At 38.5% G+C, this 13,524-nt stretch carries 8 protein-coding genes; 5 read left to right on the top strand and 3 right to left on the bottom strand.

The annotated features are described in order from the left end of the window. The first annotated feature begins 1,711 nt into the window (after nt 1-1,711). The 3 genes from K8089_RS10165 (at nt 1,712) to K8089_RS10155 (ending at nt 4,333) form a co-directional block, all read left to right on the top strand. The gene (locus tag K8089_RS10165; RefSeq protein ID WP_237603178.1) at nt 1,712-2,392 is read left to right on the top strand and encodes a hypothetical protein; all 681 of its coding nucleotides are present in this window, start codon (nt 1,712-1,714) and stop codon (nt 2,390-2,392) included. 124 nt (nt 2,393-2,516) lie between these two features. Beyond that, nucleotides 2,517-4,010: a DoxX family protein gene (locus tag K8089_RS10160; RefSeq protein WP_237603177.1), complete on the top strand. Its 1,494-nt coding sequence runs from the start codon at nt 2,517-2,519 to the stop codon at nt 4,008-4,010. Between the two features lie 65 nt (nt 4,011-4,075). Further along, entirely contained in the window at nt 4,076-4,333 is a 258-nt protein-coding gene (locus K8089_RS10155; protein WP_237603176.1) for a DUF6520 family protein, read from the top strand. Nucleotides 4,334-4,371: 38 nt separating this feature from the next. Here the strand turns inward: K8089_RS10155 and K8089_RS10150 are convergent, their stop codons facing one another. The 3 genes from K8089_RS10150 to K8089_RS10140 are packed head-to-tail and all read right to left on the bottom strand — an operon-like array spanning nt 4,372 to nt 11,378. Next, the gene (locus K8089_RS10150) at nt 4,372-6,990 is read right to left on the bottom strand and encodes an alpha/beta hydrolase family protein (protein ID WP_237603175.1); all 2,619 of its coding nucleotides are present in this window, start codon (nt 6,988-6,990) and stop codon (nt 4,372-4,374) included. Next, nucleotides 6,990-8,381 carry a RagB/SusD family nutrient uptake outer membrane protein gene (locus K8089_RS10145; protein WP_237603174.1) on the bottom strand — a complete coding sequence of 464 codons (1,392 nt, stop codon included), beginning with the start codon at nt 8,379-8,381 and terminating at the stop codon, nt 6,990-6,992. The genes K8089_RS10150 and K8089_RS10145 overlap by 1 nt, the downstream gene beginning before the upstream one ends. A gap of 9 nt (nt 8,382-8,390) precedes the next feature. Beyond that, nucleotides 8,391-11,378, bottom strand: coding sequence for a SusC/RagA family TonB-linked outer membrane protein (locus tag K8089_RS10140; protein WP_237603173.1), 2,988 nt, complete (start codon nt 11,376-11,378; stop codon nt 8,391-8,393). Nucleotides 11,379-11,875: 497 nt separating this feature from the next. On the opposite strand from K8089_RS10140, the gene K8089_RS10135 reads away from it, so the two are divergent. Further along, nucleotides 11,876-12,124 (top strand): helix-turn-helix transcriptional regulator, encoded by a 249-nt coding sequence (locus tag K8089_RS10135; RefSeq protein ID WP_237603172.1) that lies wholly within the window; start codon nt 11,876-11,878, stop codon nt 12,122-12,124. A 256-nt stretch (nt 12,125-12,380) separates the two neighbouring features. Then, nucleotides 12,381-12,998, top strand: coding sequence for an AbiV family abortive infection protein (locus K8089_RS10130; protein ID WP_237603171.1), 618 nt, complete (start codon nt 12,381-12,383; stop codon nt 12,996-12,998). Nucleotides 12,999-13,524 lie beyond the last annotated feature (526 nt).

Below are 13,524 nucleotides of genomic sequence, written 5' to 3'. Positions count from 1 at the left end.
TTTGTTAATAAATAATCTCAGTAACAATCAAGACGCTACTTCCCCCCACTTTGAAGGGGGGCAGGGGGGGGATGTTTGGAAAGTTGAAATTGAAGACCAAAGGCTTTACCCCTTCCGACCGCCAGATTATAATAGCAACTATAATTAAAATTGTAACCGGCGGCCACCTTCCCCTGAATTAACCTTCTTTCTTTTAAATTAAAATATTTAGAAGGGGAAGGAGGATGTGGTGATGGGGTGAGAATGACGTAGGACGGTAAGACGTAGGACGCTTTAGATTTGAGATGTGAGACGTGAGATTTGAGATTTGAGATGGGTGAGCCAAATTTGGGTATAAAGATAATGAGGATTGGGCTGGGCGAGGCACTTCGACTGCGCTCAGTGTGACATATTTGGAGATTTGAGATGTGAGATGTGAGATGTGAGATTTGAATCTAGAAGCTAGAGTCTAGAGGCTAGACTCAAATGAAAAACAAATGTTTTAAACATATTCCTCTTGGCTATATGTGCCGTAGGCACGAAATATTGGTAGAAGCATTGTTGTGATAGGAATTTTTGTCCCGTAGGGACTGCATATGAATGGGGTGGAGTTTTGAGTTGAGGAGTTTAGAGGGGAGAATCTAGAGGCTAGAAGTTAGAGACTTGATATTTGAGATAAGGTGAGCCAAATTTGGGCATTTTGACTGCGCTCACATAGGGATGGGGATTTGTTGATTGGATTGACACGCGTTGCAATCGAGCACTAGCGGTGGAAATTGGGGATTTCAGGTATAATCCTTGTTTTTTCAAGGATAATCATTGATTTTTCAGGGATAATCATTGATTTTTCAGGGATAATCCTTGTTTTTTCAGTGACTTTCGACCCCCCTTTCTCATTTACACTTATTAATTTTATCGCTATAAATATAAATCACTTCTAGCTCGCGTTGAGAACTTGTGTATGCAACAGCAGATTTAATTTTTACGGTTACAATGGACAGCGAAGTACAAAACATATATGTTTAGTATTAGATAAAGTATTTTATTGAATGGAAAAATTGGGGTGATATGCCTTAAAGTTGAGGCATTTTTCGTCATTTAGAAATTGAGATGTTTTTTATTTTTCTCCGTAGCAATTTGCATACGAATTTTTATTGAAATAAAAGTACGGTTTTTCCATACTTATTGTATGGCAGAATGGATGGGGTTTTTAAAAGATGGGATTTATCTTTATAGAAAATATTTTTGATGCAGCATTGGCAATTGTTGCAAATGCGTGGCAGCAGGGTTAAAAGAGACAGGTTGCTTCGGGCGCTCCTATCATCGCTTCCTCGCAATGACCCTTCGGCTCCGCTCAGGACGGGCTACTCCCCTGACATTTGGGGATTGGTTAATTCGTTAATTCGGGATTTGTTAATTCGGGATTGGTTAATTTGTTGATTCGGGATTCGTTAATTCGGGATTTGTTGATTCGTTAATTCGTTGATTGGTTGATTGGTGAGTTGTTTGTTGGGGAATTGGGGAATTGGTTCACTCGGAATTTGTTGATTCGGGATTGGTTAATTCGTTAATTCGTTGATTCGTTGATTGGTTGATTTGTTGATTGGTTGATTAGTCAATTGGTTGATTGGTGAGTTGTTTGTTGGGGAATTGGTTCACTCGGGATTTGTTGATTCGGGGGTGTGCTTGCGCAAGGGAATTAAAAGTTAAGACTAGTGAAGAAACAGTAAAAATGGAGAGTGAAGTACGAAACATATGGTTAGTATCAGACATGGCATTTTATATGGATGCCTATAGAACGGCTTTTGAGAAAATTGAGGAATCCTGGATGTATTGTAGTTTTGAAATTACGGAGCATAATTCAGCGGATGCAGCAATGAGTTGTATGGAATCTTTGGACTCTAACTCTTCTATTGATATTTTATTTTTACAGATAAGTAATGGCATTGGAATTAAGCCTACTAAGGACGATGGTAGCGTTTTTGGATGCACTTTTAGGAATCGATTTTCTGAGAGTACCATAATACTTGGCACCAACTTTTCGCAAAATTACAATATCTGGAATTTGATACGACAGATAAAACCACAGGCATTGATTTCTGAAGATTCAAACACGCCTTCTGAGTTGCCTTCCCAAATAACACAGGCACTTAAAAATCCTCCTTATATGTGCGATACGTTTAAACAGGCTATTATGACGCATTTGCAACGGGAAGTTGACTTAGACAGACTTGAGTTAAGCATGTTGTACGAACTCTCCAAAGGCATCCGTATGGCTGAACTTCCTAATATTCTGAATATGTCTATTAGCACACTAGAGAAGCGGAAAAAACGGCTAAAAGTTCAGTTTGATGTAGTTGACGGCGATGATTGGGCCTTGATTCAGAAGGCAAGAGAAAGTGGATCGCTTTAAATTCTTACGCTTCTTCCCTCAAAATTTTCTTTAATTTCCATAAATAATACGCGGAGAACTTTAGTGGCAACAGTTTTGTAAACCTCTAATTTTATGAATGTTAAAACAACATTTATTTAAAATTATGAGATTCGCATTACACTATAAAGAAATAGGAAGGAAGTACATAGTAGATGTAGTTTCACTGTTGTTCGTACTCTTGTTTATTTACGCAGCTGTTAGCAAATTATTAGACTTTGAAACTTTTACTGTGCAATTAGCCCAGTCTCCCCTACTTAGTGCCTATGCTGGTTTTATAGCTTATTTAGTACCCACTGCCGAAATAGGGATTGCCATTTTATTGATGGTAGGGCGTTATAGAACGCTTGGGCTTTATGCTTCCTATTTATTAATGGTAATGTTTACTACCTATATTTTTATCATTCTTAATTTCTCCGACTTTATCCCTTGCTCTTGCGGCGGGGTTTTAGAGAAATTGAGTTGGACACAGCACTTCATTTTTAATATTGTTTTCATATTATTGGCCGGGGTGGCGGTCTTTTTATTCTTGCAGAAAAAACCCAAAAAGACCTTCCTGATACTTGCCACCCTTGCCTTTTTTGGTATTGGCATTGTGACTTTGTTGTTTGCTTTTTCGGAGAAGGAGATGCACAGGAATAATGCGTTTGTACGTAGGTATATACCGCATCCTACATCAGTTCTAGAAATGTATGACCTTAAATATAATTCTTGGTATATGGCTGGGATTAATTCTGGAAATGTCTATTTGGGAAACGTAACAGCACCTCTAAAAGTATTGATACTCGATACGCTTTTAAGACAAGCCGATACTATAGAAATACAATTGGATAATATGCATTTACCCTATAAATCGGTAACAATTGCAATAGGGAATACTGATTTCTTTGTCAGCGATGGAACAGTGCCCATAATATTGCACGGTTCAAAAACTGATTGGAGGGCGAATACCTTTTATAAAAATCTATATTTTACAGCAGCCACTCCCATGGATTCCTTAAGATTAAGTATCCGTCTGGCGAATGCCCGAACCTTAAAAAACAGCATCGCAGTTATCAAAAATGCGGATGCTGTAGAAAACAATACTATATCTGGATATGAACTACCCGCACTTGTCGATGGAATATTTGAATCTGATGGTCTACTGTTATGGAATGAACAACTTCAAAAGATAGTATATACCTATTTCTACAGCAATCGCTACTATATAATTGCGCCTTCTTTAGAAACGGTTGAGCAACATACCATAGATACGGTAACTACCCCCGCATTGGAAATACTTAGTTCGAAAAACCTGGGGCGGGACAAGCTTAAGGGAAATGCGACAATTATTAATCAGTATGCAGCTACCTATGGGGATTATCTCTATATAAAATCTAAAAGACTTGGTAAAAATGAACCTAAGGATATGCTTGAGGAAGCTTCAATAATTGATGTTTACAACATTACCACAGATGAATATATGTTCAGTTTTTATTTATATCATCAAGGTGATAAAAAGCTAACGACCTTTTATGTAGTAAAAAACACATTATATGCAATAATGGAGGACCGACTTGTAAAATATCATTTAGACAATAAATTTTTTAATCCCATCTGATCAGTGGCAGGGGTAAGGCTGAAAACCTGTAAAACAGAGTAAGCCATCATTTAAATTTAAATATTATGCAAAATAAAAAATTCAAATTTTTTGTACCTGTGAGTGTATGTATGTTGGCAGTTGCTGCTGCTTTTGCCTTCAACACTCCTAAAAATGAAAATGTAGTTTTAGAAACAGGCTATATTTTTAAATCTGGCGTGTGTCAGGTAGAGGGCCAATGTACTAATATTGGCACTGCTATTTGCACCCATAACGGGATGGATGTCTTTAAATTATCGGGCAACTCTTGTGTTCAGCCACTACGTGGAACTTGGCAGCCATAGGTAGCCAAGAGTGGAAGGGCTCTCAACTGGGAGCCCTTTTATTTTAAGGATTGGTCAAACCAAGATTTTATTCTTACCGAAAGGTCATAGCGGTTTTCCTTTTTCATCAAGGAATGGATTTCATCTGGATAGAGTAAAAAAGAAACCTTCTTCTTCAATCGCCTTAGGGCCAGATAGAACTCCACACTTTGGGTATAAGGAATAACAACGTCATTTTTTCCAGTCCATAACAATACTGGACAATTTACCTTGTTTGCCTGATGGAGTGGAGAATTAGCCAAATAGGCTTCCTTATTTTCAAAATAAGAAAATCCCATTCGCCATTGCTGGTTTTCAAATCGCCAATTATCGGGTTTGTAATTTTCCTTATTTACTGAGAAATAATAACTAGTTAAATCGGTAACGGGAGAGCCTATTACCGCGGCACTGAATAAATCTGTTTGGGTGATAATAAAGGCAGCTTCATATCCTCCAAAGGAATGACCATTAAGACCAATCTTATTCCTATCCACTAAATGTCTATCCAAAACCTCTTCAACTGCATCAGTTACGCAATTAACTGCAGACATCCCTGGGGCACCCTGAGTGTAAAGAATATCTGGTTCTAATACAAAATAACCGCTCGCAGTATAAACCCGCCAATTAAATCCTATATCTTCATAATAGGTTGGGTTACGATAATCGGCAAAATTTTGGGATAGTTTCTCATAAATATGTACAATCATTGGGTATTCAAGTCCCTCCTTATAGTCGTCGGGATAATGAAGCACAGCACTTAATTCCTGTTCAGCACTGTTATGGAAGGTAATACGTTCTGTTCTGCCTACTAGATATTCCCAATGTTGTGGGTTTGATTGATAAATTATGATAGGCGTGGATAGTGAATTATTCCAATAAAACAATGCAGGAGGATGGTCTGCTGATTGTGTTTTATAAACTACAGCATTTACGCTACTTGCCTTGGCCAAGTCACCTATCTTTCCGCTTTGAACACTCAACATTTGCCTGTTATTGTTTAAATCTGTTTTGTAATATGCATAAGGAATGTCATGCTTACTAGCTAAAACAAGCAGGGGTTCTTTTTCTATGTTGTAACTGAGATTTTCAAGGAGGCTTTTATGGGCGTGTGCACTATTGGTGTTATAGGTATCAATACGATAGCTTATATTCTCTTCCCTTCCTTTTGTTAAGCGTTCCGCTACAGATCCATCAGATGAAATTGCCCAAATATCAAATTCATCATATATGAGAACTTTTTTATCTCCATCTGTCCACCCTAGTTTGCCATAAGGCCCTTGGTTTGTGGAATGGTCATAATTTTCAGAATAAAAATTGGCATTTATGGCTTCAGTGATATTTATACAAGTCCGATTTTCAAAATCATAGACCCACCAATTTTTATCCCTTAAATAGCTTAGATAGTTTCCAGAGGGTGACAGCTGTATAAAATCTAGGGAACAGTCCTGTTTTTTTTCAATGAGATTTCTTTCCCCTGTTTCCAAATCTACCGCGTATAAATCGGCTATAGTTTGGTCACTGTATTCGGGTTCATATTGGGTTTGGTTATAGACAATGGCATATTTCTGATTGGAAGTTATTTCAGCCTGTGGGGTGGTTTCATTTGCAATTTGTAATATCTTATTTTGTTTTGGCCACCACATCGTTTTCCACCACTGGTTTTCCCATTCCCAAGTATTTTGAACTCGCGGATATAACCAGCTATCAGTTCCTTTCCATTCTTGCACATTGGGGCCTTGATCTGAGGAAATTCCTGAAATGGGTGAAGTATTAAAAATAAGACTCTGACCATCCTTTGAATAGTAAAATAGATTTGATAGCAACTTGAGACCAGCCAACTTTTCATTTCGTAAAGGATTTAAAATATTAATTGACTCCGTATTTAATTCACAGCTAATAATATTTTCCGTTTGAACTTTGGTAATACTATTTATGGATTTGTCCATAAAGGCTACCGCAGTACCTTGAGGATTCCATATTAAATTATAATAAAAATGATTTCCCAGTTTAGCATTATGAGTATATTCAATATTACCCCCATTGCTGATCACAATTTTTGATGAAAGGGAGGTATTAATTGCGTATGCCAATTGGGTATCCTTTGGGCCAAGGCTAAAATCTGTAATTCCAGTAAGTGTTTTTACTTTATTCTGCTGGGGATATACGAGGGTGAGCGTTTTTTTCTTGTCTTTTGTGTTTTTTATACAAACTATCATTTTTCCATAAGGAGAAATTTTATAATAATTTGCCTTTCCTGCCCATAAAATGTTTCCATTATTTAAATCCATTATACCCACTCCCCTATTTTTCTGTGTAAATACGAACCAACGGGTATTGGAGCCATGAATAAAAGCACCGTCAGCTCCACCGGCTATTTTATAATTGATCTTAGTTTTAGGATTTACTACTACTAGGGTATCTTTGAGTACTGTATAATCTATGGGATAAGTGACCCATTTGCCATCATCGGAGATTTTGGGGCTCCATACATTCGACCAACGGTTAAAATCACTTTCCTGAAGCAATTTCTTAGGGAAATCCTGCCCCCATAGGGAGCAGGACATTATCCCAAGCATGCAAACAAGCAAGTGAAATTGGCTAATTCTCAAACTGCCTTTTCTAAAATTTATAGATTTCATTAGTAACCGGGATTTTGGGGTTGAAGGTTAGGGTTTAAGCGCAGTTCTTGCTGAGGGAGCGGAAATAAGAGGTCTGTGATTCGCCAATTAGGTTTTAAAGGTTGTAAAACTTCTGCAGCGTTGCCTGTTCGTTTTAAATCAAACCATCTATGGCCTTGTTCCGTAAATAGCTCGTGGCGACGTTCCTCAAGGATGGCGGTAATCAATTCCGTTTCCGTGGAGGCGGTGCTATCTTCCAAGTCAGCACGATGCCTTATTTTATTCAGGTCTGATTGTGCGCCACCAATATCACCCAGATGCACACGAGCCTCGGCGCGTATTAGAAACACTTCAGCCAGTCGCATCAAGACCGAGAATTCCTCGGGGCCATCACCAGCGATTCTTGTTTTGTACTTATAGGGGTAATACCAATTTTGCGTACCATCTGTTACAACTCCAATCCATTGAGATAGTCTTGCATCGTTCGGTTCAAAACTTTCAATTAATTCAGGTTGGAGCGCTGCTAAAGGTGGTGGGGCTGTTTCAAAAATAAAGGTGAAGGCTTCAGAGGTTGTTAAACTGGTGATTGGTGGTAACTGCCAAATTATACCAGGACCAGTACTTACAAAGACCTGACTGAGATCGTCCGTAAAAGTATGGGGGGAATCTTCCAAAACAGTTGTCGCCGCATCCAATGACTTCTGCCACTGCTCCCGATATAAGTAAATGCGGGCGAGAAGCGCATTGGCGGCGGCTTTTGTAGCGTAGATGTATTGTCCTGATTGATCAGTATTGGGCAACAATTCATTCGCTTGCTCTAGATCGGCTATTATTGCGGTGTATACTTCTTCTTGGGGTTGTCTTTTAACACTGGCATTTACTAAATAGTCTGTAGTATTAATAAAAGGTATATCTCCATATAAGTTCAGAAGATAAAAATGGAGGTAAGCTCTCAGAAAAAGTGCTTCGCCTTCTAGTGGAGCTTTCTCTTCACCTGTAATGGGAGCGGTTGCCAACCCTTCAAGAACAGAATTGCACTGATAAATTGCTTGATAGCCCCCAGACCAGAAACCTTCCGTAAGGGAACTATTGGATTGAATATTATGTTTATAAAACGCTTCGATGGAGCTACCCCCTTCCCCATAATACTTCATTTCGTCAGCATACAGCCCTATCAAAAGGTTTAGGCCTTCACTAGTACCTGTTAAGGGAGGGGTATCCCTTATATCAGCATATATTTTGGCCAAGGCGGCACGGGCGGTTGCAACATTCTGGAACACACTGATGCCTGTAAGTTGGGAATTTGGCAAGCCTACTTCCAGATCTTTTTCACACCCAATAAATGAAAGGGCGGTTATTGAAACAATTGCCAAATAGGCAAGGCGATTTAAAAAATTTAAAATTGTTTTCATATTAATGGATTAAAAAGTTAATTGAAATCCGCCGCCGAGCCAGCGGAGCGGAGGCGTAAAGCCACTAAATTGTTCAGGGTCTCCGCCTTTAAAATTGGTAAAGGTGATGAGGTTTTGGCCTTGAAGGAATACTTTACCGGTCAGTTTTCCCAAAGGCAAGCTATAGCTTATGGCTGCATTTTTAAGCCTTATATAAGAAGCGTCGCTGATTGCAGCATCGCTTTGTATAAAATTGTAAAAGGCTGTAGTTGCCACTACATTATTGCCAGAGGTATATAGCTGTGTTTCGGAATTATCACCAGGAGTTTGCCAATGGTCCAAGACTGCAATTGGCTGGTTGACCATGATTCCCGCAGGGCTGGCTGTGTACCAATAGTTATAGTTTTTTTGTTTGGTAAACTGAAAGAATAGGCTGAGATCCCAATTATGGTATTTGAAGCTATTCGAGAGCCCTCCATAAAATTTTGGGGCAGTGTCCACCGTATATTGTTGGTCATTTGGAATGCTTATGTTTCCATCCCCATCATAGTCTTCAAATTGGTAGATACCTGTTTCGGGGTCTATGCCTGTATAATGAAATACTTTTTTGATTGTAATGGGTTGGCCAATTACATATTGGTTGGCATAAGTGCTTGCTTCCAATCCTGGAAAGGCCACCAATTCATTTTTAGGTAGGGTAAGGTTTATGTGGGTCGTCCAACTGAAATTGTCGGTTTTAAAATTTTCAGTTTGAAGGCTAAGCTCCCAGCCACGATTTTCCACAATGGCCCCCAGATTTGCCTGAACCGTTGGAAAACCTGTGGTCCATGGCAAGGGTACGCCCACCAATTGATTGCCAGAACGGTTTTTATACCACTCCGCGGTCATTGAAATTCTATTGTCCCACAATCCAAGTTCAAGAGCCACTGTCCCTTTTTTGTTTATTTCCCATCCAAAGTTGGGATTGTACAGTTGCGTAGGGCCAATGCCTATAGTGCCGCCGTAAGGTGTGCCACTTACCGTATAAGTATCCAGATACCCATAATCACCAATTTGATCATTACCCGTAGTACCATAGCTGCCACGCAGTTTACCCAAACTTAGCCAATGACTATTTTTAAGGAAAGATTCTTCACTGAAAACATATGCCGCACCGATGGCTCCAAAATTGGAGAATTTCTTTCCGGGGCCAAAACGACTGCTCCCGTCCCTCCGACCCGTGAGGTTTAAGATATATTTATTTTGAAAATTGTAATTTAAACGACCATATAGGGCTTCGTATTTATATTTGGCTTCTAGATCCCGATCTATCTGTATAAAGGAAGCCGCAGCTAAATCGTAGATAAGGTCATTGCTTGCAAAGCCTTGTCCGAAATAGGAAAGTACTGCGTCCGTTCTTTGTTGGAAAGAGGCACCCGCCAAGGCAGTAAGCTGCCCTCCTAAAAGTTTTATACTCCATTCAACTTGCGGTTCCATTATCCAAGAGGTGCGATCTCCCTTGTTTACGAAAATAGTTGAATAATCAGGTCCCAAGCCGTAATCTGGATTGTAAACAGTATTGGGATTGGTGCGGGATTCATCGAGATTGCTGTTTTCATAACCACTGTTCAAACGTATGCCTAGGGAGGGAATAATTTGATAGTGTAGGGCAAGATTTGACAATAAGGTTTTTCTATGCTGTAGATAGTCTGCCTCAAGTATGCTTAACGGATTTGTAAAAGTTCCATCTTCCCAGTTGAGGTCACCGTTTTCATCATAAATGGCTGGGGCGTTGGGAGCTAGTGTAAGTGCTCTAAAAGTTAGGTCTCTTGCCGGAAGGGTGTTGTTTTCAATACCGTAATGTGCAGTGAATTTCACAGTGAATTTATCAGCCTTATCTCGATGATTGATTGCACTGTGCACAGAGGCTCTATTAAAATGGGAGTCACCCGGAAAGACAGTTGTTTCTGTGGTATATTGAGTACTTAGCAGAAAGCGAGTCTGTTCCCCACCACCAGAAACATCCGCATTAATTGTGTTGCGATAGGCCGTTTCGCCAATAAGTTCCTTTTGCCAATTGGTATATCTATTTTTATCCCAAGTACCATTTACATCGTATTCATAATCGGGGTATTCCGTAATCCCGTCATTGGCGAAAGCTTCCTCTCGCATCCGAATATACTGTAGGGTATTGAGTTGTTCCTGAAACCTTGTTACATGTCCCAAGGAGGATTGAAATTTGAAATTATAGCGGGTTTTTCCTGACTTGCCCTCCTTGGTAGTTATAAGCACCACGCCATTTGCACCTCGGGAACCGTATATGGCAGTAGCATCCGCATCCTTTAATATTTCAATACTCTCAATTTCTGAAGGGGAGATATTGTTTAATGGACTGACGTTGCCATCTGGTAGTAAAGGATTTGAAGCATAGCCGTTGCTGAGGGATTGGGAATCGTACGGAATGCCATCAATTACAAACAATGGTTCATTGCCTGCGGTGATACTATTTTGTCCTCGGATACGTACTTGCACACCACCGCCAGGTAAGCCTGTGGTTGGCGTGATAACAAGCCCTGGCGTTCGCCCTTGTAGCGCTTCCAAAGGATTATTGACAGGTTGGCTTTCAATTTCTTCAGCAGTAACCCGAGCGATACTCCCCGTCTTTTCCTTATCGGAAACCTTATAGTACCCCGCATTAATAATTACTTGGTCTAGTGCTGTGGCATCAGATTGCATAAAGACATTTATACTATTGTTACTGCTTACTGCAATTTCAACAGGCTTATACCCCAAATAAGTAAACACCAGCGTATCGTTTAAGGACGCATTAACGGAATACCTTCCGTCCAGATCACTAGTGCTACCGCGGGCGGTATTTTTTACCAGGACGTTAACGCCACTAAGTGGGCCATTGGCATCGGTAATGGTACCACTAATTTTTTTTAGTGGTAGGTTCTGTGATAAAATTGGGGGGCTAAAGTTTAAGAAGAGGGCAAAAATACCTGCAAGCGCAAGCCCATGCCTGTAATTATTTTTCATAATTTTGCATCAGTTAAGTGTTATACATTTATTTAACTACTGGCCTGCTCGGATGTCGTCGAAAACTGGGAGCGGGTCATTTTTTTGTAATGAGATGTGAGATGTGAGATATGAGACGTGAGACGATCTACTCAATACTAACTATTCATTACCATAGTTGCGACGCTTCTTAGATGAAACTGATGCTTTGAAGGAAAGTTGAGGGAAGAAATAGCGACCAAGCCCAATACAAAAGGGCGCGGGACTCAACTTATCAACTTGAGGTACTGGTATACCTTGGAACGATAAGAGAGGCCGCACGCCCGGGTCGTGAGCCAATCAGCTTATCATCTCGTTCCTTTAAATTACCAGTTTTCAAGTTGAGATTCAAAGCGAAAGCTTCTAATGTTTTGCTTATAGAAGAATCGCAAAAATAATTAATTCAACCAAATATAAATAAAATTATTTGTAATGCAAGTGCATTACAATAAAAAATTTGGAAATGTCCAAATTGCTATATGGCAAAATTGAGAGAAGAGGACGAAAAATTAAAAAAGAAAATAAAACAACGTTTGTTTCTACTTCGGGAAAAACTTGGTGATTCTAAAAGCGATGTTTCCAAAAACATTGATGTTGATAGACAAAACTTTCAACCTTGGGAAAATCTTAAATCCGATAGAGGAATTACTATATATTCCTTAAATAGGATTTGTAAAGCATTGGGGATTACATTAAAAGAATTTTTTGATGATGAGCTTTTTCGATAAAAAATTACACTTCATTTTTTATTTAAATCTTTAAGAATCCAATACATATCTAAAAATTTTACTTCATCAAAGGCAACTACGTTTGCTATTTTATTATTGGCAATAGTATATTCCACTTCGACAAAAAACTTAAACAATCCATATAACACATAACGCTTTACTCTCTCTAAGTAATAATTAATATACCTTGAGTAAACACCAGGTCATATTTGTCGTGGGCTAATAGGTCAATTAAATTTTCTTAACTTTAAATATTATGGAGAAAGAATTTATATCTGCATTACACTTAACCTTTGAAAATGCGAAAAGCCTATTTGAAGAAGCAGAAATATTACATAATAATTTAAAAAGCACCAGAGCCTACACTCTTTATCATTTTTGCTTTGAAGAATGTGGAAGGTTTTTTTTAATATATAATGTTTTTATGGAGTATGTGAATGAAGAAATTCCTAGAAAAAAGTTAAATACAGGTACTTTAAAAAAATTAGGCTATAATGACCATGAAATGAAGATTACCGAGTGCTTCAATAGTATCGGAAAATATGCATTTGCAAATTTATACATAAAAAGTGGTCTTTCTCCAGATAGTGATTTTGATAACTTACTTAAAAATGAAACAAAAGAATTGGAAAACGCCATTCTTGAACTTCAAAAAAGTAAGCTAAATTTAAATGAGCTGAAAAATAAAAGTCTGTACATAACATTTAATAAAAATAAATTTCACTCCCCTGATGATTTAATCATGCTAAGCGATTATAGGTATATTCAGAAAATTGCAAATGTTGGATTAAAATTCGTGGAAGGCCAAATTAACTTCGCGGAATCAAAAGGAGGGTTTTCAAAATATCGACAGCATTTTAAAAATAATGAATAATTACATTATTATTCTGAAAATTGTCTAAAACTCCCACTGGCGTGCTTTTGGAAAGCGCGGCTATTTAATATTGCATTTGTAATGCCCTTCAATGACCTTTGAAACCGACAAAATAGTTGTATTTGGCATTCTCCCCCTTTGGCCACCGAAACTATATGCGTAGGTGGGTCAGTTAAAAGCTCACTCATACGGTTTTCCGTAATGACTGGGTTTGTGTTTGCTTTGTGTTTCAAAATAATTAGTCGCAATAATCTTTACATTCGTAAAATATATAAATGCAAAATTTTTGAAATAATAAAAGTAGTTTTTTCTAAAATAGCCCTTAGCATACCAGATTGGATGATAAAAGGAAATAAAGTAGCCTATATAAGCAAGTTGTGCAACAGTTAAAAGAAAAGGAACAATCGCGAAAAAGATGCATTTGCCCAATACAAAAAAAAACAATTATCGAATCTTTTGGCGTTAAGGATAGAATTGGATACCCCAATGAGATTATACCCCCCTACGTTCACAGAGCACCCCGATA

It is taken from the genome of Aequorivita vitellina (assembly GCF_022008365.1).
GTDB lineage: Bacteria > Bacteroidota > Bacteroidia > Flavobacteriales > Flavobacteriaceae > Aequorivita > Aequorivita vitellina.
Note: the sequence above shows the minus strand (reverse complement) of the source record. Positions and strands in the feature narration are given on the sequence as shown.

What these genes read in the sequence shown, in the direction of transcription:
- K8089_RS10165 (WP_237603178.1), top strand. Translation starts at nt 1,712, where the DNA reads ATGGAGAGTGAAGTACGAAACATATGGTTAGTATCAGACATGGCATTT.
- K8089_RS10160 (WP_237603177.1), top strand. Translation starts at nt 2,517, where the DNA reads ATGAGATTCGCATTACACTATAAAGAAATAGGAAGGAAGTACATAGTA.
- K8089_RS10155 (WP_237603176.1), top strand. Translation starts at nt 4,076, where the DNA reads ATGCAAAATAAAAAATTCAAATTTTTTGTACCTGTGAGTGTATGTATG.
- K8089_RS10150 (WP_237603175.1), bottom strand. Translation starts at nt 6,990, where the DNA reads ATGAAATCTATAAATTTTAGAAAAGGCAGTTTGAGAATTAGCCAATTT.
- K8089_RS10145 (WP_237603174.1), bottom strand. Translation starts at nt 8,381, where the DNA reads ATGAAAACAATTTTAAATTTTTTAAATCGCCTTGCCTATTTGGCAATT.
- K8089_RS10140 (WP_237603173.1), bottom strand. Translation starts at nt 11,378, where the DNA reads ATGAAAAATAATTACAGGCATGGGCTTGCGCTTGCAGGTATTTTTGCC.
- K8089_RS10135 (WP_237603172.1), top strand. Translation starts at nt 11,876, where the DNA reads ATGGCAAAATTGAGAGAAGAGGACGAAAAATTAAAAAAGAAAATAAAA.
- K8089_RS10130 (WP_237603171.1), top strand. Translation starts at nt 12,381, where the DNA reads ATGGAGAAAGAATTTATATCTGCATTACACTTAACCTTTGAAAATGCG.